Source organism: Streptomyces sp. NPDC029526, from assembly GCF_040637405.1.
Lineage (GTDB): Bacteria > Actinomycetota > Actinomycetes > Streptomycetales > Streptomycetaceae > Streptomyces.
The window spans coordinates 618,102-642,393 of sequence record NZ_JBEZWE010000001.1 but is presented as its reverse complement, the minus strand read 5'-3'; the positions used below and the strand labels follow the sequence as shown (position 1 = coordinate 642,393).

Annotated in this window: 21 protein-coding genes and 2 pseudogenes; 5 read left to right on the top strand and 18 right to left on the bottom strand. The window is 72.3% G+C overall.

From position 1 onward, the window contains the following. Nucleotide 1: 1 nt before the first annotated feature. From chvE to AB0F01_RS02830, 4 genes and pseudogenes are all read right to left on the bottom strand, one after another. Nucleotides 2-1,114 carry a multiple monosaccharide ABC transporter substrate-binding protein gene (gene chvE, locus AB0F01_RS02845; protein ID WP_362089309.1) on the bottom strand — a complete coding sequence of 371 codons (1,113 nt, stop codon included), beginning with the start codon at nt 1,112-1,114 and terminating at the stop codon, nt 2-4. Between the two features lie 142 nt (nt 1,115-1,256). Beyond that, nucleotides 1,257-2,225, bottom strand: coding sequence for a hypothetical protein (locus tag AB0F01_RS02840; RefSeq protein WP_362090205.1), 969 nt, complete (start codon nt 2,223-2,225; stop codon nt 1,257-1,259). A 240-nt stretch (nt 2,226-2,465) separates the two neighbouring features. After that, nucleotides 2,466-3,500, bottom strand: a pseudogene (locus tag AB0F01_RS02835) (alcohol dehydrogenase catalytic domain-containing protein); the annotation flags it as partial. Beyond that, nucleotides 3,497-4,660, bottom strand: a complete 1,164-nt coding sequence (locus AB0F01_RS02830; protein WP_362089308.1) for a mandelate racemase/muconate lactonizing enzyme family protein — start codon at nt 4,658-4,660, stop codon at nt 3,497-3,499. The pseudogene AB0F01_RS02835 and the gene AB0F01_RS02830, both read right to left, overlap by 4 nt. Before the next feature lie 712 nt (nt 4,661-5,372). Between AB0F01_RS02830 and AB0F01_RS02825 the strand changes: the two genes are divergently transcribed. Further along, a complete protein-coding gene (locus AB0F01_RS02825) occupies nt 5,373-5,843 on the top strand; it encodes a hypothetical protein (RefSeq protein ID WP_362089307.1) in 471 nt (156 codons plus the stop codon). 221 nt (nt 5,844-6,064) lie between these two features. On the opposite strand, the gene AB0F01_RS02820 is transcribed toward AB0F01_RS02825, so the two are convergent. The 3 genes from AB0F01_RS02820 to AB0F01_RS02810 all read right to left on the bottom strand — a co-directional run bounded on the left by AB0F01_RS02820 (nt 6,065) and on the right by AB0F01_RS02810 (nt 8,626). Next, nucleotides 6,065-6,898 (bottom strand): hypothetical protein, encoded by an 834-nt coding sequence (locus AB0F01_RS02820; RefSeq protein ID WP_362089306.1) that lies wholly within the window; start codon nt 6,896-6,898, stop codon nt 6,065-6,067. Nucleotides 6,899-7,123: 225 nt separating this feature from the next. Beyond that, the gene (locus tag AB0F01_RS02815) at nt 7,124-7,960 is read right to left on the bottom strand and encodes a hypothetical protein (protein WP_362089305.1); all 837 of its coding nucleotides are present in this window, start codon (nt 7,958-7,960) and stop codon (nt 7,124-7,126) included. A gap of 228 nt (nt 7,961-8,188) precedes the next feature. Next, nucleotides 8,189-8,626 carry a MarR family transcriptional regulator gene (locus AB0F01_RS02810; RefSeq protein ID WP_164444191.1) on the bottom strand — a complete coding sequence of 146 codons (438 nt, stop codon included), beginning with the start codon at nt 8,624-8,626 and terminating at the stop codon, nt 8,189-8,191. A gap of 99 nt (nt 8,627-8,725) precedes the next feature. On the opposite strand from AB0F01_RS02810, the gene AB0F01_RS02805 reads away from it, so the two are divergent. Beyond that, on the top strand, nt 8,726-9,748 hold the full coding sequence (locus AB0F01_RS02805) for an NADP-dependent oxidoreductase (RefSeq protein ID WP_362089304.1): 1,023 nt from the start codon (nt 8,726-8,728) through the stop codon (nt 9,746-9,748). Nucleotides 9,749-9,814: 66 nt separating this feature from the next. On the opposite strand, the gene AB0F01_RS02800 is transcribed toward AB0F01_RS02805, so the two are convergent. Continuing rightward, the gene (locus AB0F01_RS02800; RefSeq protein WP_362089303.1) at nt 9,815-10,972 is read right to left on the bottom strand and encodes a serine hydrolase domain-containing protein; all 1,158 of its coding nucleotides are present in this window, start codon (nt 10,970-10,972) and stop codon (nt 9,815-9,817) included. A 120-nt stretch (nt 10,973-11,092) separates the two neighbouring features. On the opposite strand from AB0F01_RS02800, the gene AB0F01_RS02795 reads away from it, so the two are divergent. Next, on the top strand, nt 11,093-11,902 hold the full coding sequence (locus tag AB0F01_RS02795) for an EI24 domain-containing protein (RefSeq protein WP_362089302.1): 810 nt from the start codon (nt 11,093-11,095) through the stop codon (nt 11,900-11,902). A gap of 138 nt (nt 11,903-12,040) precedes the next feature. Here AB0F01_RS02795 and AB0F01_RS02790 read toward each other — a convergent pair whose 3' ends face one another. The 3 genes from AB0F01_RS02790 to AB0F01_RS02780 form a co-directional block, all read right to left on the bottom strand. After that, nucleotides 12,041-13,381: a pyroglutamyl peptidase gene (locus tag AB0F01_RS02790; RefSeq protein WP_362089301.1), complete on the bottom strand. Its 1,341-nt coding sequence runs from the start codon at nt 13,379-13,381 to the stop codon at nt 12,041-12,043. Nucleotides 13,382-13,749: 368 nt separating this feature from the next. Next, nucleotides 13,750-14,724: an aldose epimerase family protein gene (locus AB0F01_RS02785; protein ID WP_362089300.1), complete on the bottom strand. Its 975-nt coding sequence runs from the start codon at nt 14,722-14,724 to the stop codon at nt 13,750-13,752. 10 nt (nt 14,725-14,734) lie between these two features. Next, entirely contained in the window at nt 14,735-15,652 is a 918-nt protein-coding gene (locus AB0F01_RS02780; protein ID WP_362089299.1) for an SGNH/GDSL hydrolase family protein, read from the bottom strand. Between the two features lie 309 nt (nt 15,653-15,961). On the opposite strand from AB0F01_RS02780, the pseudogene AB0F01_RS02775 reads away from it, so the two are divergent. Next, nucleotides 15,962-16,454 (top strand): annotated as a pseudogene (locus AB0F01_RS02775) (DUF3145 domain-containing protein). Nucleotides 16,455-16,839: 385 nt separating this feature from the next. Here AB0F01_RS02775 and AB0F01_RS02770 read toward each other — a convergent pair. The 5 genes from AB0F01_RS02770 to fasR form a co-directional block, all read right to left on the bottom strand. Continuing rightward, entirely contained in the window at nt 16,840-18,111 is a 1,272-nt protein-coding gene (locus AB0F01_RS02770; RefSeq protein ID WP_362089298.1) for a beta-ketoacyl-[acyl-carrier-protein] synthase family protein, read from the bottom strand. A gap of 87 nt (nt 18,112-18,198) precedes the next feature. Further along, nucleotides 18,199-18,447 carry an acyl carrier protein gene (locus AB0F01_RS02765; protein WP_004988657.1) on the bottom strand — a complete coding sequence of 83 codons (249 nt, stop codon included), beginning with the start codon at nt 18,445-18,447 and terminating at the stop codon, nt 18,199-18,201. Between the two features lie 102 nt (nt 18,448-18,549). Then, nucleotides 18,550-19,617 carry a ketoacyl-ACP synthase III gene (locus AB0F01_RS02760; protein ID WP_362089297.1) on the bottom strand — a complete coding sequence of 356 codons (1,068 nt, stop codon included), beginning with the start codon at nt 19,615-19,617 and terminating at the stop codon, nt 18,550-18,552. Nucleotides 19,618-19,634: 17 nt separating this feature from the next. Then, nucleotides 19,635-20,558: an ACP S-malonyltransferase gene (locus AB0F01_RS02755; RefSeq protein WP_362089296.1), complete on the bottom strand. Its 924-nt coding sequence runs from the start codon at nt 20,556-20,558 to the stop codon at nt 19,635-19,637. Nucleotides 20,559-20,647: 89 nt separating this feature from the next. After that, nucleotides 20,648-21,853, bottom strand: coding sequence for a fatty acid biosynthesis transcriptional regulator FasR (gene fasR, locus AB0F01_RS02750; protein ID WP_362089295.1), 1,206 nt, complete (start codon nt 21,851-21,853; stop codon nt 20,648-20,650). A 76-nt stretch (nt 21,854-21,929) separates the two neighbouring features. On the opposite strand from fasR, the gene AB0F01_RS02745 reads away from it, so the two are divergent. Beyond that, on the top strand, nt 21,930-22,601 hold the full coding sequence (locus AB0F01_RS02745) for a pirin family protein (protein WP_362089294.1): 672 nt from the start codon (nt 21,930-21,932) through the stop codon (nt 22,599-22,601). 159 nt (nt 22,602-22,760) lie between these two features. Here the strand turns inward: AB0F01_RS02745 and AB0F01_RS02740 are convergent, their stop codons facing one another. Both AB0F01_RS02740 and AB0F01_RS02735 read right to left on the bottom strand, forming a co-directional pair. Further along, complete coding sequence (locus AB0F01_RS02740) at nt 22,761-23,132, bottom strand: metalloregulator ArsR/SmtB family transcription factor (protein WP_362089293.1); 372 nt, start codon at nt 23,130-23,132, stop codon at nt 22,761-22,763. A gap of 41 nt (nt 23,133-23,173) precedes the next feature. Continuing rightward, entirely contained in the window at nt 23,174-24,235 is a 1,062-nt protein-coding gene (locus AB0F01_RS02735) for an NAD(P)-binding domain-containing protein (protein ID WP_362089292.1), read from the bottom strand. Nucleotides 24,236-24,292 lie beyond the last annotated feature (57 nt).

The following is a 24,292-nucleotide window of genomic DNA, read 5'->3' as shown; positions in this document are numbered from 1 at the left end:
GTTACGTGAGGTCGCTCTCCTTGATGTAGCCGGAGTCGACGACGACCTTCTGGTAGTTGGACTTGTCCACGGCGACCGGCTCCAGCAGGTAGGCGGGGACGACCTTGGCGCCGTTGTCGTAGGTCTTCTCGTCGTTGACCTCGGGCTTCTTGTCGTTCAGCAGCGCGTCGACCATGTTCGAGGCGACCTTGGCGAGTTCACGGGTGTCCTTGTAGACGGTCATCGACTGCTCGTCGGCGATGATCGACTTCACCGAGGCGACCTCGGCGTCCTGGCCGCTGACGACCGGCAGCGGCTTGGCCTTGGAGCCGTAGTCGTCGGACTTCAGCGCGGACAGGATGCCGATGGAGATGCCGTCGTACGGGGAGAGCACGGCGTCCACCCGCTCGGTCTTGTACGACGAGGTGAGGATGTCGTCCATGCGCTTCTGCGCGGTGCCGCCGTCCCAGCGCAGGGTGGTGACCTGGTTGAGGTCGGTCTGGCCGGAGCGCACGACGAGCTGCTTCTTGTCGATGTAGGGCTTGAGGACGTTCATCGCGCCCTGGAAGAAGTACCGCGTGTTGTTGTCGTCGTTGGAGCCGGCGAACAGCTCGATGTTGAAGGGGCCCTTCTCGCTGCCGTCCTTCAGGCCCAGCTTCTCGACGATGTAGCTGCCCTGGAGTTCGCCGACCTTCTCGTTGTCGAAGGAGGCGTAGTAGTCGACGTTCTCGGTGCCGAGGATCAGGCGGTCGTAGGAGATCACCGGGATGTCCGCGTCCTTGGCCTGCTGGAGGACGTTGTTCATCGACTTGTTGTCGATGGCCGCGATGATCAGGGCCTTCACGCCCTGCGTGATCAGGTTCTCGACCTGGGAGACCTGCTGGTCGGGGTCGTCCTCGCCGTAGACCAGCTTGGTCTCGTAGCCCTTGGACTTCAGGTTCTCCACGACGTTGTTGCCGTCGGCGATCCAGCGCTCGGAGGACTTGGTGGGCATCGCGACGCCGATGACGGCCCCGTCGGACCCCTTCGCGTCCTCCTCGCTGCCGCCCTCGCTGTTCTGGCCGCAGGCGGACAGGGCGAGGGAGAGGGAGACGGCACCGGCCAGGGCGGTGAGTGCGGCTCTGCGGTTACGCATGATCATCATCCTTGACGTGTGGGACGGGTCGGGCAGGAGGTGCTGCGGGGGGTGCGGAGACGGGTGCCGGGCGGGCCCACGAAGGGTTGTGTGGGATTGTGCGCGACTGTGTCTACTTCTGTGAAGTCAGATTTCAAGAACGTTATGACCCGGCGTCGAATCGGCTCAGATCACCCGGAAGTCGCGAGCCCAGCGGGGCCATGTCCCCGTCGGCACCGTGCCGGGCGAGCAGGTCCAGGGCCAGCCGGCCCCGGCGCACCCGCTCCTTGGCCGTGGCCAGGGTGAGCTCGCGCAGATGGTGGCCGTACGGGTAGATCCCGGGGGCCTTGGCCAGTCCGAACTTCAGATACAACGGGGCGCCCCGGCGGATGAGTTCGGCGATCTCGTACATCCGGACGTAGCCGCCGAGATCGTCGGGGGCCTCGACGTACAGGTCCATCGGCGTGGCCGAAACCCGCCGGATCTCCGTGACATGACGGAGCGTCAGGTCGCTCGGCACGTTGATCGAGTCCGCGCCCAGCCGCTCGTACACCGCGTACGAGGCCGGGTTGACCGGTCCCACGAGCGCGGAGACCTTCAGGGTGGTGTCGGCGGGCAGCAGGCCGGCGGCGCGGGCCCGGTGCAGCGTCCACAGCACGCCCTCGTCCGCGACGAGCAGGCAGCGCACCCCCAGCTCCGTGGCCCGCAGGGCGTCCTCCACGCAGCCCGCGACCGCGTCGTGGCCCCGGGCGCGCAGCCCCGCCCCGCGCGAGTCGGTACGGGTGGAGCCGCCGATGTCCCAGGTGCCGCGCGGACCGGTGAACAAGCAGAGCTCGATGTCCCGTTCGGCGGTGGCCTCGACCATCTCGGTGATCTCGGCGTCGGTCAGCATCCACACGCCGCTGCCCTGGCTGATCCGGTGCACCGGCACGTCCAGCCGGGACGCCTCCTTCAGCACCACCGCGAGCGCCTCGGGTCCCTCGCAGGACGGGATCTCGGTGCGCCATCGGCCGCCGCCGGGGAAGGTGTGCGGCGAGGCGTCGGCCGGGTCCGGGGCGGGCGCGCCCAGCCCCAGCGCGGTGAGTGCCTGCTCACCGGGCCTGCGGGCCGTCCGGGCGGAAGCAACGGTCACAGCGTCGGTCACGGGGTGTCCTTTGTGTTCGGTTCTGCCGTTCGGTATCCCGGACGGTGTTCGTGGCACGCGGTGCGGGCCGGGGCCGCCGGATCGTGCGCCGGGCCGGGGACCGTCAGTAGCCCCCGGCCCGGCGCACCGTCAGTGGGGTTCTTCCTCCGGCTTCCCGGGCGCCTCGGTCGCTTCGAGCGCCTCGGGCGCCTCGGGCGCCCCGGGTTCCTCGGGTTTCTCGGGCTCCTCGGGATGGAGCAGCACCTTGCCCACCGCCGGGTCGCCCGAGCCCACCAGCTCGATGGCGCGCGCGAACGCGGTGAGCGGCAGCCGGTGGGTCACCAGCGGGAGCGGGTCGAGGAGCCCGGCGGCGAACACCCGCACCGTGTGCGCCCAGGCGGCGGGCGGCGCCCCGAAGACGGTGTGCACCTCCAACTGGCGCACCACCAGGTCCGTCGGGTCCAGGCCGGCCGCGCCCGGCGCCGGGATGCCGGTGAGCACCAGCCGCCCGCCCCGCCGCAGCAGGGCGGCGGAGGTGCGCGCGGCGTCGGCGGACCCGGCGGTCTCGATCACCACGTCGATGTCACCCGGGAGTTCCTGGTCCCGGGTGCGGAAGTCCGTCGCCCCGAACTCCCGCGCCAGGCCCTCGCGGTCCCGCCGGGTGCCGACCACCAGCAGCTCGCCCGGGGAGGCGGCCCGCAGGAACTGCACGGCGAACATGCCGAGGGTGCCGGTGCCGACCACCGCCACCCGCTCGCCGGGCACCGCCCGGGCCTTGAGCGCGGCGGCGGCGACGCACGCGGCGGGCTCCAGCAGCGCGGCGGCCGTGAGGTCGGCGTCGTCGGGCAGGACGTGCAGGAGCCGGGCGGGCAGGGTGAGCGTGGGCGCCATCGCACCCGGCTCGGTGAAGCCGGTCTCCTCGTACCCGGCGGTGCACAGGGTGGTCTCGCCCGCGTGGCAGCGGTCGCAGACCTGGCAGTTGCGGAACCCCTCGCCCACCACCTTGCGGCCGAGCAGGGCCGCCGGCACCCCGGCGCCCACCCGCTCCACCGTCCCGGACCACTCGTGGCCCGGCGTCAACGGGTACCGCACGTAGCCCTCGGGGCGGTTGCCCTGGTACAGCTCGCGGTCGCTGCCGCAGATGCCGGTCGCGTGGACCCGGACCAGGGCCTCGCCGGGAGCCGGTTCGCGCGGCTCGTGCGGGGCGAGACGGTGCTCGCCGGGCGCCTCGACGACGACGCTCACCGCGCCGCCGGCCGGGCCCGCGCCCGCCGCGGGGCTCACGCCGTGCCCTTCGGCCTGCGCTGCTCCCAGCCCTCGGCCCACAGGTCGAACCGGGCCTGCTGCTGCGGGAACTCGGCCGCCGCGTCCACGTCCAGCTCCACCCCGAGGCCGGGGGCGTCGGACAGGTGGAAGCAGCCCGTCTCCGGGTCCACCTGCGGCGCGCCCTTGACGACCTTCTTGATCTCCGCGTCCGCGAAGTCGTTGAAGTGCTCCAGGATCTTGAAGTTCGGGGTGGTGAACCCGACCTGGAGGCTCGCGGCGGTGAGCACCGGGCCGCCGACGTTGTGCGGGGCGACCAGCATGTAGTGGGTCTCGGCGGTCGCCGCCAGCTTGCGGGTCTCCCAGATGCCGCCGATGTGCCCCACGTCGGGCTGGAGGATGTCGGCCGCCTGGCTCTCGAACAGCTCGCGGAACTCGATGCGGTCGTGGATGCGCTCCCCGGTCGCCACCGGCATGTCGACCTTCGCGGCGACCTTCTCCAGCGCCTTGAGGTTCTCCGGCGGCACCGGCTCCTCCAGCCAGGCCGGGGCGAACGGCGCCAGCTCCCGGGCCAGGCGCACGGCGGTGGTGGGGGAGAAGCGCCCGTGCATCTCCAGCATCAGCTCGGTCTCGGGCCCGATCGCGTCGCGCACCGCCTCGATGAGGGAGACCGCGTAACGGGTCTGCGCGTGGTCGAGTTCGTAGTGGCCGGTGCCGAACGGGTCGATCTTCAGCGCCCGGTAGCCGCGCTCCATCACCGCCCGGGCCGCCTTGTGGTACGCCTCCGGGGTGCGCTCGGTGGTGTACCAGCCGTTGGCGTACGCCTTCACCCGGTCGGTGACCCGGCCGCCGAGCAACTCCCAGACGGGGACGCCGAGGGCCTTGCCCTTGATGTCCCAGCACGCCATCTCCACGACCGCGATCCCGGACATCACGATCTCACCCGCACGCCCGAAGTCCCCGTACTTCATGCGCCGCACGAGGTCCTCGACCGCGAACGGGTCGGAGCCGGCGATGTGGTTGGCCTCGGCCTCCTTCAAGTACCCCAGCAGGGCGTCGGTGTGGCCCAGCATCCGGGTCTCACCCACCCCGGTGAGGCCCTCGTCGGTGTGCACCCGCACATAGGTCAGGTTGCGCCACGGCGTCCCGACCACGTGGGTACTGATTCCGGTGATGCGCACGGCAGTTGCCCCTCGTGTCCTCGGCCCGGCTCCCGTCGGCTCGGACCCGGATCCAGTATGTTCGATATTTCGGCACCCGTTCGAAATGCTGGCGTGACAATAAGGACGGGTCGGCGGGGTGTCAATGGGTCGCGCGCGCAGCGGTTTCGGTCGATTCCAAACCATTGGGCAACGGTCCTCACCGAACCTTCACCCAGAGCCCTGGGAACCCGACCCGAACGGAACTTAACCTTCCCGCGTCATGGACTACTGCCACCCCTGCCGACGGCACCTCAACGGCGCGCTCGCGTGCCCCGGGTGCGGCACTCCCGTCGAGACGTTCCGCACCGATGCGGAGGGGGCCGCCGGGCCGATGGGGCCAGCCGGGCCTGCGGGGCCAGCCGAGCCCGCCGGGTACGCCGGGTACGCCGGGGCCCCCGGACCCGCCGGGAACGGCGGAGGTGGTGCGGGGTACGGCGGCGGCGCCGGGTACGCCGCCGGGCAGCCGGCTCCGGAGACTCCGTCCGCAGTGGACCCCGTCCCGGCGGCGAGTCCGGACCCGAACCCGAACCGGGACCCGGAACCGGAAGCGGACCCGGGCCTGGAACCGGAACCGGAACCGGAACCGGAGGCGGAGCCCCACACGGATGCCGCCCGGGGTCCGCGCCGGAGGCCTGCGGAGGGCAGCCGCCGGGACCGCAAGGCCGCGGCACACCGCCGGCGGCGCCGTCGGGTGCTGTTCGCCACGGCCGGCGTGGTCCTGGCGGCGGGCGGGCTGGGCGTGGCCGCGCTGGGATCCGGCGCCCAGGAGCCGGGCCCGCGGCCCTCGACGGCCACGGACGAGACACCGGACGGCGGAGCGGCCGAACTGCCGCCGAGCGCGACGACGGAGAGTGCCCCCGCTCCCGGTACGTCCCCGGCGTCACCGTCGGCGGAGCCGTCCACGTCGTCCTCGCCCTCGGCATCCGCGTCTCAGTCCGAGGAGGCGGAGCCGGAGGAGGCGGCGGAGACGGCCGGGCAGAGCGGACCGCCCGCCCAGCAGACCTCCGCGCCCCGCCCCACCCGGGAGCCCACCCGCACACCCCCCGCCGGCCCCGGCACCCCGGACGCCCCGAAGCCGACGACCGGGAAACCGGACCCCGAACCGGAACCGGAACCCGAACCGTCGAAGACCTGCGACCGCTTCCTGTGGTGGTGCACGTAGGGCGGACGGTGCGGGCCGGTCACAAAGGCGCCGGTGACTCCGTCCTGCCCGAACCGTCAGCCGCGCAGGTCCCGCAGCGTGGAACGCTGTGCGGCCCAGGCCCTGTCGGTGGCGTCGTCAGCGAGAGAAGCCTGAACCGTGCTGTCCGTCCCCAGGGAGGCGGTCCATGTCCGGACCATCTCGGGGCTCTGCGTCTCAAGGACCTTGAGGAGATCGTCGGACTAGTCCGGGGGAAGCGCCCTCTTCCAGGAGGCGACCAGATGGTCGACAGGGTCCTTCTCGAAGGAAGGAACGGCCGTTGCCGGCGCCCTCGATGACAGACGGGTCCTGACCTTCTCCTCCCACGAGGCCCGCTCGTCCTCGCCCATGCCGTCCCGCGCCGCATGTGCCACCGCGTCCATGCTGCCGAGTGCCCACGCGGTGATCGACGGGTAGGGCGACAACTTCTTCTCGGATGTGGTGCGGGGTGCGGCGGCGAATGCCTGCGCCACCTCGTGGGTCACCGCCTCGCGCAGGGTCGCGTAAGCCTCGGGGCTCACGGAAAGGGACACCAGGACGCGGATCAGCGCATCGTGCGAGACCGACATGTGCGCACCCTCGGAGTCTTCCCAAGCTCCTTGAGAGGGAAGGGCGCGGCGGACGTACTCCGTGTCGCCGGGCACCAGGATCGCGTACATGTCCCGGGCGTGACCGGCCAGCGCCTTCGCGACGGAGTCGGCCAAGGGCCGGTCCAGGGTCGCGGGCTCGTCCTCGATGACGTCGCCCACGGCCACCAGTACGTCCTTCATCGCCTGGGCCTGGGGCAGTGATCGCTGTTCATGCCGTGCCCCGGTTGTCGCGTGCTCGATGGCGCGGCCGAGGTCGCCGCACTTCAGGTCGGGCTGATGCCCCGGCCCAAGAGCCGTGGAGACGCGCTCGTGTTGCAGCAGTTGTCGGCACAGGTCCGGTTCCTCACGGGAATCGAGGTACAGCCACGAACCCAGCCCTGCCAGGAGGCCACTGACGCACAGAGCGGCCATGGCCGCTCTGGGACCCGAAATCCTTGCCTGCTTCACGCTGTCTTCCCTGTGGGGGTTCGGTCGTGTCGGACCGTCAGCAGCCTTCCGGAATCTCCGATCGCCCCTACGCCCGGCCTTCGACGGGTTAAGCGGCTTGCTGAGCGGCGCTGAGGTGTGTGTCCGCGATCCCGGCACGGGGAGCGGCGTCTTTCCCCGCCTTCGCGCAATGGCCGAGATCCGCGGATCGATCAGCCTCGAGACCCCGCGTTGGGGGGCGGAGCTTCACGACCAATCAAGGAACGATTCCTCAGCCGCACGGTAGAGATTCTGAACGCGCCAGTCCTTCCTGCTCACCCCCACCTTCTCGATCCGCTCGTCCAAGGCGTTCCGCAGTCGAGGGAACCCGTACTTCTCGGTATCAGTGAAGGATTCCTTCTCGGTGATCCTGTGGAGTATGCCGGTGGCCCGCCCGAATTGCCGCATCATCCCGAGAGGTCTGTCTGTTGCCCCTGTGGGAGTGGCGGTAAAGTCCCTGCGCGTGAGCGCGTCGATTTGCCGAGAAATGATGTTGAACTGTGATTCATAGACGACGTCGAAGGCGTCGGAATCCGCACCCAGCTTGAAAATGAAGTCGCTCAGATCAGCAACCGTTACGCTCAGATTGTTCGGCTTGGTGGCAAAATATGCGTATGAGTAATCGACATCGACTTGGAGAATATCCGATACGTCGGAAGAGTAGTGGGAGAGTGCGTTCCCGAAATTCTTGCGAATGGCCTCCGGCACGACAGTCGTCTCGGACTCCGTGTAAGCGCTGATCACGCGCTCCGTCATCCTGACCTGTTCCACGGAGTGCCGATGAGTCGTCCGGGGAGCAACTTCTCCTGCAGGGCGCCCTGTCATGGCAGACTCCAACGCTTCACCACACTTGGTGAGCGGTCCCGAATCCTCACTCGACTTCGACGAAACGAGACTCCAGCAGAGCTCCTCGCCAGGGTCCGAGGCATCATCATCCGACAAGATGAAAATGCTGCCGATCACGATCAGGGCAGCGATGACCGTTGCCGTGACGGCCAAGAGGGAGCGATATGTCCTCCGTCCGCCCTCTACTGCTTCAGGCACCAGCCCTGCTCCCTTGTGACTGCCGGGGATCGGCCAAGGCTGTCGTTACGTGATGACCCAGCCGTCTCGGTCACCTCTGGAGTTCCCCCCGCCCTTCTCCGCAGTTCTCCCGGTCGGGATGGTCGCTCGGATCTGATCAACAGATCCTATGACGCGGCAGATGCGGCAGGTGCGGCAGGTGCGGCAGGTTCGCCGTGCCGGAGTCGCTCCAGCCGACGGGTGTCCGGGTCAGCCGTCCCGCAACATGGTCCGCAGCGCGTCGCGCAGGGCGACGCGCTCCGGTTCGGACAGCCCGGCCAGGGGCTCCCGGGCGAACCGCAGCGACTCCTGGAGTCCGGCCGCGACCCGCCGTCCCTCGGCTGTCGCCGCCGCCAGCTTCACGCGGCGGTCGCCCGGGTCCGGGCGGCGCTCCACGAGGCCCCGTGACTCGAGCCGGTCCACGATGCCGGTGACGTTCGACGGCTCGCACTTCAGTCGCTGCGCCAGCCTGCGCATCGGCAGCGGCTCCAGGGACAGCAGGCTCAGGAGCCGTGCCTGGGCGCCGGTCAGCGCGTGCTCGGCGGCGGCCGACTCGTACTCCTCGTGGTACCGCGCCACGACCGCGCCGATCAGCTCGACGACCTCCAGGGTCAGGGGGTCTGGGCGGGGGCTGCGCGGTACGGACATGCCGTCCAGGGTACCCACTTGCTTGACATCCTGAAATATTCACGCGCATGGTTGTTTCAGGTAGTGAAGTATTCCGAGAGTTCCAGGAGAGGTGCCCGCATGTCCGACGCCCCCACGCCCCCCGCCACCGGTCGCGCATGGCACCTGCTCAGCCGTCCCGTCGGCTGGCCCGAGCCCACGGACTTCGAGCTGGTCGAGACCGAGGTCCCCGCACCCGGCGAGGGCGAGGTGCTGGTGCGCAACCTGTACCTCTCGGTCGACCCGTACATGCGCGGCCGGATGAGCGCCGCCAAGTCCTACGTCGCCCCCTACGAGCTGGGCAAGGCGATGCAGGGCGGCGCCGTCGGTGAGGTCGTCGCCTCCAACGCCGAGGGCCTGGCCGTCGGCGACCACGTGCTGCACTTCTACGGCTGGCGCGAGTACGCCGTCGTGGAGGCGAAGAACGCCGTCCGCGTCGACCCGGAGGCGGCACCCCTGTCCGCCTACCTGGGCGTGCTCGGCATGACCGGGCTCACCGCCTACGCGGGCCTGCTGCGCACCGCCGCCTTCAAGGAGGGCGACTCCGTCTTCGTGTCCGGTGCCGCGGGCGCCGTCGGCAGCCAGGTCGGGCAGATCGCCAAGCTCAAGGGCGCCTCGCGGGTCATCGGCTCCGCCGGCTCCGACGAGAAGGTCGAACTCCTCGTCAAGGAGTACGGCTTCGACGCCGCGTTCAACTACAAGAACGGCAAGGTCAGCGACCAGCTCCGCGAGGCCGCCCCGGACGGGGTCGACATCTACTTCGACAACGTCGGCGGCGACCACCTGGAGGCGGCCATCGGCTCCCTCAACCGGGGCGGCCGGATCGCCGTCTGCGGCGCGATCTCCGTCTACAACAACACCGAGCCCGCCCCCGGCCCCCGCAACCTCGCCCGGCTCATCCAGACCCGCGGCCGCATCGAGGGCTTCCTGGTCGGCGACCACTACGACCTGCAGCCGCAGTTCGTCCAGGAGGTCGGCCCCTGGATCCGCTCGGGCGAGCTGAAGTACCGGGAGACCGTCGTCGAGGGCGTCGAGAACACCCTGGAGGCGTTCCTCGGCGTCCTGCGCGGCGACAACACCGGGAAGATGATCGTCAAGCTCTGACGGCACCGCCCGCCCGGTCACGACGAGGGCCGCACCCCGGACCCCGGGGCGCGGCCCTCGTGCCGGTCACCGCGCCAGGGCCGCCCGGTGCGCGGCCCGGACCAGCCGCTCGTTCTCCGGCGCCGGCCCGCCGGGGAAGGCGCAGCGGCGCCGGGTGAAGCCGTAGGCCAGACCGCTGCGCGGATCGGCGAAGGCCAAGGAGCCCGCGTCCCCGGCCTGCCCGAAGGCGCCCGCGCCGAGGAAGCGGTACCAGACGTCCGCGACGGCCCGGAACCCCAGTCCGAACGCCGTGTGCTCCCCGGTCACCGGGTCCCGGCCGCAGGCGTGCAGCTGACCGACCTCCGCGATGGTGTCCGCCTTCAGCAGCGGTTCGTGCTCCTCCGTCCCACTGATCGCCGCCGCGTACAGCCCGGCCAGCCCGCGCGCCGAGGCGACCCCGCCCACCGACGCCTGACCGGCGGCGCGGATCAGCCGCTCGTTGGGCAGCAGGACCGGCCCGGCCGGACCCGCCGGACCGGTGGCACCGTGGTTGAGGGCGATCGCCCGCAGGGTGTGCGGGCCGGTGGGCAGCGCGTCCAGCCGCACCTGCTCGGCGGGCGTGGGCACCAGCGGCTGCACGGAGCGGAACCGGGGCTCCTGGGACGCCGGCAGCCCCAGGTGGAAGTCCAGCGCGTACGGAGCCCGGATCCGCTCCTCGTACACCTCCTGGAGCCGGTGCCCGGTGGCGCGCCGGACCACCTCGCCGACCAGCGCCCCGATCACGAGGGGATGGGAGCCGCAGGCCGCGCCGGCCCGCCACAACGGCCGCTGGTCCGCGAGCCGTTCGGCCAGCGCCCGGTCGTCCGCCAGCTCCGCCAGGGTGAAGCCGCCGTCCGTGCCGACCACGCCCGCGCGGTGGGTGACCAGGTCCCGCAGCGTCAGCGCGCCCTTGCCCTCGGCGGCGAACTCCGGCCAGTAGTAGGTGACCTTGCGGTCCAGCTCCAGGGTGCCGTCCTGCACGAGGACCGCCACCACCAGGAACGTGGCGCCCTGGGTGGCCTCGTGGACCCCGTAGAGGGTGTCCGGGCCGATGCCCCCGGTCCACAGGTCGACGACCCTGCGGCCGTGCACGTGGACGCACAACTGACTCTCGTGGTCCGGCCGTTCCCCGGCCGCCACCGCCGCGAACTCCTCCCGGACCGCCTCGAAACCGTCGGCCACGGTGCCATGGATCTCCTGGGTCATGCGCCCTCCTCAACAGAACGGCCGCCGAAAAGCCCTCCCCGGAAGCGGTACGGCGGGGCGGGCCCGTTCGACTCAACCGCGGCCCGCGGCCGTGTCCGGCGGGCCGGATACAGTGCCCCCATGCGCGATCTCGGGGTGGGTTTCGGATATCTGCTGAGAGGCCAGCGATGGGTGGCCCGGCACGGCAAGCAGTACGGATTCGGTCTGGTACCGGGGTTGATCACCCTGGTGCTCTACGCGGCGGCCCTCGTCGCCCTCGCCCTGTGGGGGCCGGACGCCGTGGCCTGGGCGACACCGTTCGCCGACGACTGGTCGAGTCCCTGGCAGGGCCTGTTCCGCGGCTTCCTCACCGCGGTGCTGTTCGCCCTCGGCCTGCTGCTGTCCGTCCTCACCTTCACCGCGGTGACGCTGCTCGTCGGACAGCCCTTCTACGAGAGCCTCTCCGAGAAGGTGGACCGCGACGTGTCGCCCGACGGCACCGCCCCCGAGTCGGACCTGCCGCTGATGCGGGAGCTGTGGATCTCCGCCCGCGACAGCCTGCGGATCCTCGCGCGCGCCCTGGTGTGGGCGGTGCTGCTGTTTGCGCTCGGCTTCATCCCGTTCGCCGGGCAGACCGTCGTCCCGGTGATCGGCTTCTTCGTCACCGGGTTCTTCCTGACCGAGGAGCTCACCGCGGTCGCCCTCCAGCGGCGCGGGGTGGAACTCCGGGAGCGGCTCGCCCTGCTGCGCTCCCGCAAGACCCTCGTCTGGGGCTTCGGCACGCCCCTGGGGGTGGCCTTCCTGGTGCCGTTCGTGGCGGTGTTCCTGATGCCGGGCGCGGTCGCCGGTGCCACGCTCATGGCCCGCGAGCTGAGCGGCGAGGAGACCGACGAGGAGGGCGCCGCCCGCGCCGAGCCGGTCGCCGGCCCGGACACCGGCGTCACGCCCTGACCCGCTCCGCCGCGTCCTCCGGGGCCGCCGCGTCCTCCGGGAGCGCCGGGCCCACCGCAACGGCCGGGCGGCCCACAGCCACCGCCACAGCCACCGCCACCGCCCGCCGGGACCTTCCCGGCGGGCGGTTCCGCGTGCTCAGTCCCGGGAGGCCCCGGCGCCCCCGACCCGCTCCGCGGCGCCCACCGCCACGGCCACGATCGACCGCACCTGCGCCACGATGTCCCGCCGGTTCCGCACGAACTCCGGGTCCGTGACCGTCCCCGTCGCCGGATCGGCGTTGTCCGCGCCGAACTGCAGCACCGGGGTGTGGACGTGCCCGCCGGGCAGGGTCCCGTGCAGCCCGAGACGGTCCCGCAGCAGGGTCGCCCGGTAGGCGATCTCGTTCGACAGGTAGTCGCCGCCGCCCCCGGCCCGCGCCGTCGACCCGGGCGTCGGCCCGTCCGGCCGCACCACGGGCCGCGTCCCGCCGGCCGGTATCTCGGTCACACTCGTGTTGTCGTACACCGGAAAGCGCCCGGTGTCCGCGGCCACCACGTCCGCGTACGGCAGGGTCGTCGACGTCCACTGGGGCTGGGAGGACGGGTCGCTCACCGGGACGGTCTCCGTGCGCCCGACGTCGTCGTTGTCCGGGAAGCCGCCCCGCCAGGCCCCGTTGGTGCGCTCCAGGTCGAAGCGGCCCGCCCGGCCCTGGCTGACCGTGGCGAACAGGTCGGTCCGCGGCAGGTGGGGCCGCAGCGTCCGCTCCACGGTGCCGTCGCCGAAGTCCGCCCAGCGCACCGGGAACACGGCCGTCTCGATCCGCGCCGGACCGGCCGCCGTGTCGATCACCGTGCCCTCCAGGGCGAGCGCCGCCGCCCCGGAGGGGTTGGAGATCCGTGTGTCCCGGTCCAGGGTGAACGGGTCGAATCCGGTGACCAGCACGCGCTTGAGGCCCTTGCCGTGCGGGAAGCGGATCGCGTCCTGCCCGCGCGAGGACCGCTCCAGCGCCTCCAGCAGCCGGGCCCGTTCCTCCGTGCCGAGGACGAACCGCGGCCGCCAGGTGCGCAGTTCCCGGGTCATCCCCAGCCGCGCCCAGTACAGCGGCCGGTCGTCGTCCCGGCTCAGGTCGCCGCCCGCCGGGCCACGCCCCTGCACCCGGTCCACCGCGCGCCGCCACAGCGCGCTCCCCTCCCGCAGGACCGCCGCGCGGGCCTGCGGATAGGAACGGGACCGTGCCAGGGTCCGCGCGAAGTCCGGGGCCACGTCGTCGAAGCCGGAGCGGCGCAGGATCTCCCGGGGCGCCGCCCGTTCCAGGCGCTGTTCCTCGACGGTGGGGGACAGGACCCCGCTCCCGGCGGCGGCCCGGGGAGCCGGGACGGGAGCCGGGACGGGAGCGGGGACGGAGGTGGGGGAGACGGGGGCGGCGAGGGCGGGCGTGGCGGCAGCGGTCAGCAGCGCCAGCCCGAGCACACCGGTGCGCACGGGGAGCAGACTCACGGGGGTCGGGGCCTTTCCGTCGTCGTGGGGTACGTACGTGACTGCCGGGGCGCGCAGTATCACGTGACGGACGGGGACGGCGCCATGCGCCCGGGCGGCGCGCGGCCGGATCCCGACGGTCCCCGGGCGGTGGGAAACGGTTCGTTTGTGAAGGGTTCGTACGGGATCCCGGCGGGGAGCACGGAACGTGTAACCGGGAGTCACCCGGAGGATTAGCGTCTGATCCGGGTGGTAGCCATATGAGCAGCCCCGGTCCGGGACCCTGACCCCGGACCGGGGCTCATCAGTTCCCCGGCGGGCCCGGGCCGGTGGGGCTGATCCGTTCCCCGGCGATCCCGGACCCGGGCTCATCCGTTCCCCAGCAGCCGTCACCGCACGGAGAACGCGTACTCCGTCTCCGAGCGGTACACCTCGCCCGGCCGCAGCACCGTGCTCGGGAAGTCCGGCCGGTTCGGGGAGTCGGGGAAGTGCTGTGTCTCCAGCGCGATGCCGTCCCCGGGCGCGAACGGCGGGCTGAGGTGGTCCGCCGTGTACACCTGGATGCCCGGCTCGGTGGTGGACACCGTCAGGACCCGCCCCGACGCCGGGTCGTACAGCTCGGCGGCCTCCTCCGGCGCGGGCGTCACGCCCTTGTCGAGGACGAAGTTGTGGTCGTACCCGTAGCCCGCCGGCCTGGCCCGGCGGAAGTCGTAGGGCGTACCGTCGACGTCCCGCAGCTCCCCGGTCGGGATGAGACCGGTGTCGACGGGGGTGTAGCGGGAGGCGGCGAGCCGCAGTTCGTGCCCGCCGGCGCCGCCCGAGCCGGCCAGGTTCCAGTACGTGTGGCTGGTCAGGTTGACCACCGTCGGCGCGTCCGTCACCGCCTCGTAGGCGATGCTCAGCGCGCCCCGCTCGTCCAGCGTGTACGTCACCGCCGCCTCCAGGCGGCCCGGGAAGCCGTCCTCGCCGTCGGGGCTGACCCGGGTGAGCCGCAGCCCGTGGCCGCCGTCCGGCGTCACCTCCCAGATCCGCCGGTCGAAGCCGCCCTCGCCGCCGTGCAGCGAGTGCGCCCCCTCGTTCGGGGTGAGCACGTGCTCCCGCCCGTCCAGCCGGAAGCGGGCCCCGCCGATCCGGTTGGCGTAGCGGCCGATCACCGCCCCCAGGTACAGGCCCCGGTGCTCGACGTAGCCCTCCGGGCCGGGGAAGCCCAGCACCACGCTCCCGGTCCGGCCCGCCCGGTCCGGTGCCTCGACGTCCTGCACGATCCCGCCGTAGGACAGCACCCGGACGCGGACCCCGGCCCGCTCCAGGGTCCAGCGGTGCACCGGGGTGCCGTCGGAAAGTGTTCCGAAGAGTTCGTTCATGTGCGGAACATTAGGTCACGGGTTTCTCGGCCGTGACCGTGCGGTGGGCGATCTCCGCGAGCCGGGCCTGCCCGTCGACGCTCGGGTGGAAGTAGTCCCAGCGGCTCAACTGCCGCGTGCCGAACCGGAAGTCGTGCACCGCGCCGCCGTCGTGACGGCACCGGCGGTCCTCGGCGCAGACCTCCGCCAGTACCCGGTTGTAGTCCTCCACCCGCTGCCGCACCGTCTCCCGGCGCTGCACAGCCGCCGCGTCCTCCGCTTCCGGCTCGGCCAGCATCGACGGGCAGATGCCCAGCTTCCACACCTGCCGGGCCGTCTCGCTGGTCCGCCCCTGCGACCACAGCCGCTTCAGGTCCGGCACGCTCGCCACGTACACCTGCGTCTTCGGCAGGGCCGTGCGCAGCCGGCGCAGGGCGTCCTCGAAGTCGGCGCGGAACTCCTCGACCGGCGTCATGGCGGACGGGGTGGGCCGGCAGGCGTCGTTCGCCCCGATCAGCACCGTCACCAGCTCCGGACGGTGCCGCACCGCCCGGTCCATCTGCCGGGGCAGGTCCGCCATCCGCGCACCGCTCACCGCGTGGTTCCAGCTCCGGTCGGCGGCCTTCGCCCGGCCCAGCAGCCGGACGGCGAGACTGTCCACCTGCTCGCCGGTGCCCGTCGCCCACGACACCTCGGGACAGTCCGACAGCACGCCGCACGCGTCGAACCCGGTGGTGATCGAGTCCCCGACGGCGGCGACGGACCCCGGGCGGGTGTCCCACAGGGGCGTGGGGCTCGGCGACGGGCGCCCCTGCTTCGCTTCCGTGCCGGACGGCGCCGGCGCGTCACCGCCCACCGCGTCGCACCCCGACACACCCAGCACGACGGCCGCCACCACGGCCAGGACGGCCCGCGCGCGGCCGCCGTGCCGCCGCCTGTCCCGCTCCATACCGCCGCCTCCCCGCGTGTCGCCCTGATCCGGTCGTGTCACCGCCGCGCACCCGCCACGCCGCGGACCGCCGCTCCCGTCATCGTCCCCAACTCCCGGCACAGACCGAGGGTTCCCGCCGCGCGGAGGCAACGCCACCCGCCCGGACACGCGTCCTGCCGGGTGAATGGCGGATGTTTCCCGGCTCCCGGACCGACGGTACGTCACACTCCTCACGCCGACGCACGGTAGCCTCGCCATCAACGTGACCGGCCCGGTCGCGGCTGTTCCGCCCGCCTACGAGATGTCCCGCCCAGTCCGGAGGTTCCGGTGACGACACGTGGAGTTCTGTACGTGCACTCCGCTCCGCGCGCTGTGCCCGCACGTCGAGTGGGCCGTCGCCGGTGTGCTCGGCACGCGCGTCAGCCTCGACTGGATCCGCCAGCCGGCCGCCCCCGGCACCTGGCGCTCGGAGTTCTCCTGGCAGGGCCAGGCCGCCACCGCCTCCAAGCTCGCCTCCGCGCTGCGCGGCTGGCAGATGCTCCGCTTCGAGGTCACCGCCGAGCCCAGCCCCAACGCCGAGGGCGAGCGCTACAGCTGCACCCCCGACCTGGGCATCTTCCACGCGGTCACCGGCATCCACGGCGACATCCTGATCCCCGAGGACCGCCTGCGCGCCGCCCTCCTGCGCTCCGCCACCGGCGAGACGGACCTGGAGTCCGAGGTCGCCAAGCTCCTCGGCAAGCCCTGGGACGACGAACTCGAACCCTTCCGCTACGCAGGCGAAGGCGCCCCCGTCCGCTGGCTCCACCAGGTCGTCTGACCCTCCCGGGTCACCCCTCCCAGGGGCGCGGGGAACCGCGCATGAATCACGAACCCCGGGTTCACGGGCGACCTCCGGGTCACCCCTCTCAGGGGCGCGGGGAACCGCGCACGAGACACGAACCCCGGGTACACAGGCGACCCCCGGGTCACCCCCCAAGGGGCGCGGGGAACCGCGCACGAATCACGAACCCCCGGTTCACAAGCGACCCCCGGGTCACCCCTCTCAGGGGCGCGGGGAACCGCGCACGAGACACGAACCCCCGGTTCACAGGCGACCCCCGGGTCACCCCCAAGGGGCGCGAGGAACCGCGCACAGACACACCCCCAACGAAAAGGGGGCCCCGCCCACAGGCGAAACCCCCACCCCGTCAAGCCGACGGCAGTCACACGGTGCGGAACGCCAACACCACGTTGTGCCCCCCGAACCCGAACGAGTCGTTCAGCGCGGCGATCCGCCCGTCCACCGGCAGCTTCCGCGCCTCCCCCCGCACGACGTCCGCGTTGGCGGCAGCCTCGGGGTCCAGGTTCTCCACGTTGATCGTCGGCGGAGCCACCCGGTGGTACAGCGCGAGCACCGTCGCCACCGACTCCACGCCGCCCGCGCCACCCAGCAGGTGCCCGGTCATCGACTTCGTCGCGGACACCGCCATGTGGTCGGTGTCGTCGCCGAACACCTTCCGCAGTGCCTTCAGTTCGGCGATGTCACCGGCCGGCGTCGACGTAGCGTGCGCGTTGACGTGCACGATCTCCGCCGGGTCCAGGTCGGTGCCGTCCAGCAGGCTCTGCAGGGCGTGGGAGATGCCCCGCCCCTCCGGCTCCGGCTGCACGATGTCGTGCGAGTCGGCGGAGATGCCCTGGCCGACGGCCTCCGCGTAGACGCGGGCGCCGCGCGCGGCGGCGTGCTCGGCGGACTCCAGGACGATGACGCCCGCGCCCTCACCGAGCACGAAGCCGTCCCGGGCGACGTCGTAGGGGCGCGAGGCGCCCTCGGGGTCGTCGTTGTTCTTGGACATCGCCATCATGTTGCCGAACGCGGCGATGGGCAGCGGGTGGATCGCCGCCTCCGTGCCGCCCGCGACGACGACGTCGGCCCGGCCGGTGCGGATCATCTCGATCGCGTAGCCGATGGCCTCGGCACCCGACGCGCACGCCGAGACCGGCGTGTGCACGCCCGCGCGGGCGCCCACGGCCAGGCCGACGTTCGCGGACGGGCCGTTCGGCATCAGCATGGGGACGGTGTGCGGGGAGACGCGGCGGACGCCCTTCTCCTTCAGCACGTCGTACTGGTCCAGCAGGGTCGTCACGCCACCGATGCCGGAGGCGATGACCGCGCCCAGCCGGTCCGGGTCGACCTTGGGGTCCTCGCCGGCCGGGCCTTCGTAACCGGCGTCGGCCCACGCCTCCTTGGCCGCGACCAGCGCGAACTGCGCCGAGCGGTCCAGGCGGCGGGCCTGCGGCCGGGGGATGACCTCGGTCGGCTCCACGGCCACGGGGGCCGCGATCCGGACCGCCTGCTCGGCGGCCCACTCCTGCTCCAGGGGCTTGACGCCGGAACGTCCGGCGACCAGGCCCTCCCAGGTCGAGGCTGCGTCGCCACCCAGCGGTGTGGTTGCGCCGATACCGGTGACGACCACGGTGCGATTGGTCGGGCTCATCGGAATTCTTTCTCCAACGGATCTACGAGGATTCGTACGGCGCCACCGCCGGGTGGCGGGGCCGGGGGCTCCCGGCCCGAGCAGGGCTCAGGCCTGGTGCTTGAGGATGTACTCGGTCGCGTCGCCGACCGTCTTGAGGTTCTTGACGTCGTCGTCCGGGATCTTGACGTCGAAACGCTCTTCGGCGGCGACGACGACCTCGACCATGGACAGCGAGTCGACGTCCAGGTCGTCGGTGAAGGACTTGTCCAGCTGGACGTCCTCAACCGGGATGCCGGCGATCTCGTTCACGATCTCCGCGAGACCGGCGACGATCTCTTCCTGAGTGGCGGCCATGATGGCGCTCCTTCGCAGTGATTCCAGAGGGTGTGGCGCCCGCCGCGTCAGCGGCAGGTGTTGCGGTTCCCGTACCGGACCGGGTGATCCGGCACGGAGTGCCTAGGGGAGGGTAACGACCGTAGCGGCGTACACGAGACCCGCCCCGAAGCCGATGACGAGCGCGGTGTCGCCGCTCTTCGCCTCGCCGGTCGCCAGGAGCCGCTCCATCGCGAGCGGGATCGAGGCGGCCGAGGTGTTGCCGGTGGTGCGGATGTCACGGGCGACCGTGACGTGCTCCGGCAGCTTCAGGGTCTTCACCATCGAGTCGATGATCCGCACGTTGGCCTGGTGCGGGATGAAGACGTCCAGTTCGTCGGGGGAGATGCCGGCCGCGTCCAGCGCCTGCTGGGCGACCTTCGCCATCTCGAACACGGCCCAGCGGAACACCGCCTGGCCCTCCTGGGTGATCGCGGGGAACTTGACGTTGCCCTCGCTGTCCAGGGGGAGTTCGGAGACGTCGCCGGTGGGGGTCCCCCCGCCGGAGCGAAGCCGGAGGTGGGGGATGTAGCGGTCCCAGGACACGGTCTGCTTGATGGTCTCGGACTTGTCGCCCTCCGAGCCCCACACGGTCGGGCCGATCGCCGGCTCCTGGGAGGGGCCGACCACCACGGCGCCCGCGCCGTCGCCGAACAGGAAGGCCGTGGCCCGGTCCTCCAGGTCGGTCAGGTCGCTGAGCCGCTCCACGCCGATCACCAGCACGTACTCCGCGGACCCCTCGACGACCATGCCCTTGGCGAGGGTGAGTCCGTAGCCGAAGCCCGCGCAGCCCGCCGAGATGTCGAAGGCCGCGGCCTTGTCCGTGCCCAGCCGGTCCGCGATCGCGGTGGCGATGGCCGGCGTCTGGGCGAAGTGGGAGACGGTCGAGACGACGACGGCGCCGATCTGGTCCGCGCTGATCCCGGCGGCGGCGATGGCCTTGCCGGACGCCTCGACGGACATCGCCGCGACGGTCTCCTCGGGCGACGCCCAGTGCCGGGTCTCGATGCCGGAGCGCGAGCGGATCCACTCGTCGGAGGAGTCGATCGTCTCCAGGATCACCTCGTTCGGCACCACGCGCGTGGGCCGGTAACCGCCCACGCCGAGGATGCGCGCGTACGGGGCGCCCTTGCTGGGCTTGATCTTCGCCATGCGGGGCTCCTCAGGGGTCAGGCGGCGTGCTCGGCGATGAGCTCGCGGGCCGCGTCCAGGTCGGCGGGGGTCTTCAGGGCGAGCGTCTTCACGCCCGGCAGGGCGCGCTTGGCCAGCCCGGTCAGGGTGCCGCCGGGGCAGACCTCCAGCAGCGCGGTGACCCCGAGCTCCTTGAAGGTCTCCATGCACAGGTCCCAGCGGACCGGGTTCGCCACCTGGCCGACCAGGCGCTCCAGCACCTCGGTACCGGTCGCGACCGCACGGCCGTCCTTGTTCGACACGTAGGTGACCTGCGGGTCGCCCGGCGTGAGGGCCTCGGCGGCCTTCGCGAGCGTGTCGACGGCCGGACCCATGTGGTGCGTGTGGAACGCGCCGGCGACCTGGAGCATCACGACCCGGCGGACGCCCTCGGGCTTCTCCGCCTCCAGCGCGGCCAGCTGCTCCTTCGTGCCGGCCGCGACGATCTGGCCGGCGCCGTTGATGTTCGCCGGGGTCAGGCCCAGCTTCTCCAGGTGCGCCACGGTGGTGTCGGGGTCGCCGCCGAGCAGTGCCGCCATGCCGGTCTCGGTGATCGCTGCCGCGTCGGCCATGGCCAGGCCCCGCTTGCGGACCAGGGAGAGGGCGGCGGTGTCGTCGAGGATCCCCGCGAACGCGGCGGCGGTGATCTCGCCGACGCTGTGACCGGCGACCGCTCCGGGCCGGACGTCCGACAGCCCGCCGAGCGCGGACGCGGACAGCAGACCGGCCGCCACCAGCAGCGGCTGCGCGACGGCCGTGTCGCGGATCGCGTCGGCGTCGGCCTTCGTGCCGTAGTGGGCGAGGTCGAGTCCGATGGCGTCGGACCAGGCGGCGACGCGGTCCGCGGCACCGGGCAGGTCGAGCCATTCAGTCAGGAAGCCGGGCGTCTGAGCGCCCTGGCCGGGAGCGACGAGTACGAGCACTCTCACACTCTCTCTTGGGGACGGCCGGGGCCGCCCGTGAGGACAAGGACGAAGAACACGAAGGGCTTTTGTGGAGCCCCGACAAAAGACTAGGACTGAAGATCGCCGTCAGCCAGACGCCCCAGGATCAGGGCGATCCGCAAGGTGAAGGCAGAGCGTACATCGGAGGGTGACCAACCGGTGACGTCCGTCACACGTCGGAGCCGGTACCGCACGGTGTTGGGGTGAACGAACAGCATCCGCGCGGCGCCCTCCAGACTGCTCGCCTGCTCCAGATAGACGCTCAGCGTCTCCAGCAGAGCGGCCCCCGCCTCCTCCAGCGGTCTGTAGATCTCCTCCACCAACTGCTCGCGCGCCGAAGGGTCTCCGGCCATGGCCCGCTCCGGCAGCAGGTCGTCGGCGAGGACCGGGCGCGGCGCGTCCTGCCATGCCGTGCACGCCTTCAGGCCGGCCGCCGCGGCCTGCGCGGAGCGGGTGGCGGCCGGCAGGTCCGGCACCACCGGCCCCGCCACCACCGGACCGGCCGCGTACGGGCCGATCAGCGACTTGGCGACGGCGAGCGGGTTGTCGCTGCCGCCCGCGATCACCACCAGGCGGTGGCCGAGCACCCCGGTCAGCACCTGCAGCTTGGCGTGCCGGGCGGCGCGCCGGATCGCCTCCACCGTGAGCTCCGAGTCGCCCTCCGGCGCGGTGCCCAGCACCACGCACACGTGTTCCGGCGAGTTCCACCCGAGCGCCGCGGCCCGCGACACGGCACCCTCGTCGGCCTCCCCGCTGAGCACGGCGTTCACCACCAGCGACTCCAGGCGCGCGTCCCAGGCGCCCCGTGCCTCCGCAGCCTGCGCGTACACCTGGGCGGTCGCGAAGGCGATCTCCCGCGCGTAGACCAGGAGCGCCTCGCGGAGGATCGACTCGTCGCCCGGGGCGGCCACCTCGTCGATGGCCGACTCCATGACCTCGATCGTGGTGCGCACCATCTCCACGGTCTGGCGCAGCGTGATGGCCCGGGTCAGCTCGCGCGGCGCCGTGCCGAAGACGTCGGTGGAGATGGCCTGCGGGGCGTCCGGGCGCCGGAACCACTCGGTGAACGCGGCGATGCCCGCCTGGGCGACCAGCCCGATCCAGGACCGGTTCTCCGGTGGCATCGCCCGGTACCAGGGCAGGGTCTCGTCCATGCGCGCGATGGCCTGCGCGGCGAGACTGCCGGAGGACTGCTCCAGCCGCTTCAGCGTCGCGGCATGCGGGTGGGCGGGGCGCACTGCGGCGTCGGGCTTACTGGTTTCGGGTTCGGGCACGGGGACAAGACTGCCTCATCCGGGCAACGGGGTGGCCCGCCGGGTCCGGAGCGGGCGCTCGGGGCCCGGGACTACGGTGGACGGCGTGATGCACGTACGGCGCGCCGACGAGCGCTACCGGGGCGGCGACCCGGCGGCCGGGATCACCACCCGGCACGCCTTCTCCTTCGGCCCCCACTACGACCCGGACAACCTCCGCTTCGGCGCGGTGATCGCCTGCAACGAGGAGCACCTGGCCCCCGGCGCCGGCTTCGACGAGCACCCGCACAGCCACACCGAGATCGTCACCTGGGTGATCGAGGGCGAGCTGACCCACCGCGACTCCACGGGCGAGGAGACGGTGGTCCGCCCCGGCGACGTCCAACGCCTGAGCGCCGCGTCCGGCGTCCGCCACGTCGAGCGCAACGCCGGCCCGGAGCCGCTGGTCTTCCTGCAGATGTGGCTGGCCCCGCTGGAACCGGGCGGCGAGCCCTCCTACGAGGTCGTCCGGGGCGTAGCCGACTCCACCCCCTACGCCCTCCCGGAGGCCGGCGCCATGCTCCACGTCCGCCGCCTGGCGGCGGGGGAGCGGACGGCGGTTCCGGACGCGGCGTACGTCTACGCGCACGTGGTGCGGGGCGAGGTGACCCTGGACGCCGACAGCCTGGGCCCGGGCGACTCCGCGCGCCTCACCGGTACCGAGGGGGTCGCCGCGGTCGCGGGGGACGCGCCGGCGGAACTGCTGCTGTGGGAGATGCGGGGAGCCTGACGGGCCGTCAGCCGCATCCCCCTCCGCGTTGTCCTGCTGCCCACTCCGGTCCGGGTGGTGTTTGCCGGAAGACGGGGCTGGGGGCGCCGCGCCCCCATGGTGATGCACACGTCGCACACCGTGCCCGCGTCCAGGCTCCGCCCCCGCCACCGCCTCCGGTCAGGCCGTGGCCGGCAGGGCCAGCAGCTTGCCCATCGCCGCCAGTACGGACGGCTCGACCCGGTAGTAGACCCAGGTGCCGCGTCGCTCGGAGGTGAGCAGTCCGGCCTCCTTGAGCTTCTTCAGGTGGTGGGAGACGGTGGGCTGGGAGACGCCGACGTCGGAGATGTCGCACACGCATGCCTCCCCGTCCTCGTGGGAGGCCACGGCCGAGAAGAGGCGCAGGCGGACCGGGTCACCGAGCGCCTTGAACATCCGCGCCGCCGTCTCGGCCTCCTCGGCGGTCATCGGGCGCTCGGTCAGAGGCGGGCAGCACGGCGTCACCTGACCGTCGGCGGGCTCGAGCAGTGGCAGCACCTTCGCATTCGACATACATCTATGTTGACACATGTCGAACCAGTGTGGGGGGTCCGTCACCGGCGGTCCAGACGGGTGGCCAGGTGCCGGGCGACGCGCGCCGCGTCCCGGCCGACACCGCGCAGCGAGTTCGACGACAGGCTGCGCTGCCATTCCAGTCCGGCGAACGCGAGCCCCGGCACGCCGGTGGCGAGGCCCTCGCGGTGCCGGGGATTGCCTCCGGCGTCGAGGGCGCCGTCGAGGTCGGCGAGGTAGGGCAGGTCGGGACGGTAGCCGGTGGCGAGCACGATCGCGTCGACCTCCTCCCGCTGCCCGTCCGGCCAGACGAGCTCGGCTCCGTCGGCGCCGGTGAACAGCGGCCGCCGCTCGGGCCGGCCTGCGGCCAGGGCCGCCCGGTAGCGGCCGTCGTCGAGGACCGGCTGCGCCGGCGGGCGCGTGAGGATCCGGCCGAGGGGCACGGTGTCCAGGCCGGTCCGGGCCGTCCAGAAGTGCAGGTCGCGGCCGAGGATGCGCTGGGCCGCGAATTTCACGGGCCCGCGGGTGGCGAGGGTCACGTGGGCGGTCTCGGCGAGTTCGGCGGCGATCTGCACCGCGGAGTTCCCGGCCCCGACCACGACCACCCGACGGCCGGAGAAGGGGGCCGGGTTGCGGTAGTCGGCGGCGTGCAGCACCCGCCCGGTGAACTCCTCGAGGCCCGGTAGCGCGGGCCGGTGCGGGTGGCCGAACGTCCCGGACGCCGCCACGACGGCCCGCGCTGACAGCGGGCCCCCGCCCTCGAGCTCCACCGCGAAGTCGTCGCCGGTGCGGCGAACCGCCGCGACGCGGCAGCCGGTGCGGATCTCGGCCTCCAGGCGGCCGGCGTAGGCGGTGAGGTAGGCGACGACCTCGTCGCGGTGCGGGTAGCGGTCGCGGTCGGCGCCGGGGAACGGCATCCCGGGCAGGGAGCTGTACCGGGCGGGCGAGAACAGCGTGAGGCTGTCGTAGTAGTGCGGCCACGACCCGGCCGTCCGGTCGGACGCCTCCAGCACCACCGGCCGCAGCCCACTCCGTACCAGTGCATGGGCGACCGCGAGGCCCGACTGGCCGCCGCCGATCACGGCGACGTCGATGTGCTCCATCAGCGCATCCCCCTGAGTTCGATGAGTGTCTATGTTGACGCTCATCAATACCGGTGC

What these genes read in the sequence shown, in the direction of transcription:
- chvE (WP_362089309.1), bottom strand. Translation starts at nt 1,114, where the DNA reads ATGCGTAACCGCAGAGCCGCACTCACCGCCCTGGCCGGTGCCGTCTCC.
- AB0F01_RS02805 (WP_362089304.1), top strand. Translation starts at nt 8,726, where the DNA reads ATGTCCGACGCCCCCACGCCCCCCGCCACCGGTCGCGCATGGCACCTG.
- AB0F01_RS02795 (WP_362089302.1), top strand. Translation starts at nt 11,093, where the DNA reads ATGCGCGATCTCGGGGTGGGTTTCGGATATCTGCTGAGAGGCCAGCGA.
- AB0F01_RS02800 (WP_362089303.1), bottom strand. Translation starts at nt 10,972, where the DNA reads ATGACCCAGGAGATCCATGGCACCGTGGCCGACGGTTTCGAGGCGGTC.
- AB0F01_RS02810 (WP_164444191.1), bottom strand. Translation starts at nt 8,626, where the DNA reads ATGTCCGTACCGCGCAGCCCCCGCCCAGACCCCCTGACCCTGGAGGTC.
- AB0F01_RS02785 (WP_362089300.1), bottom strand. Translation starts at nt 14,724, where the DNA reads ATGAACGAACTCTTCGGAACACTTTCCGACGGCACCCCGGTGCACCGC.
- AB0F01_RS02765 (WP_004988657.1), bottom strand. Translation starts at nt 18,447, where the DNA reads ATGGCCGCCACTCAGGAAGAGATCGTCGCCGGTCTCGCGGAGATCGTG.
- AB0F01_RS02740 (WP_362089293.1), bottom strand. Translation starts at nt 23,132, where the DNA reads ATGTCGAATGCGAAGGTGCTGCCACTGCTCGAGCCCGCCGACGGTCAG.
- AB0F01_RS02770 (WP_362089298.1), bottom strand. Translation starts at nt 18,111, where the DNA reads ATGAGCCCGACCAATCGCACCGTGGTCGTCACCGGTATCGGCGCAACC.
- AB0F01_RS02760 (WP_362089297.1), bottom strand. Translation starts at nt 19,617, where the DNA reads ATGGCGAAGATCAAGCCCAGCAAGGGCGCCCCGTACGCGCGCATCCTC.
- AB0F01_RS02780 (WP_362089299.1), bottom strand. Translation starts at nt 15,652, where the DNA reads ATGGAGCGGGACAGGCGGCGGCACGGCGGCCGCGCGCGGGCCGTCCTG.
- AB0F01_RS02735 (WP_362089292.1), bottom strand. Translation starts at nt 24,235, where the DNA reads ATGGAGCACATCGACGTCGCCGTGATCGGCGGCGGCCAGTCGGGCCTC.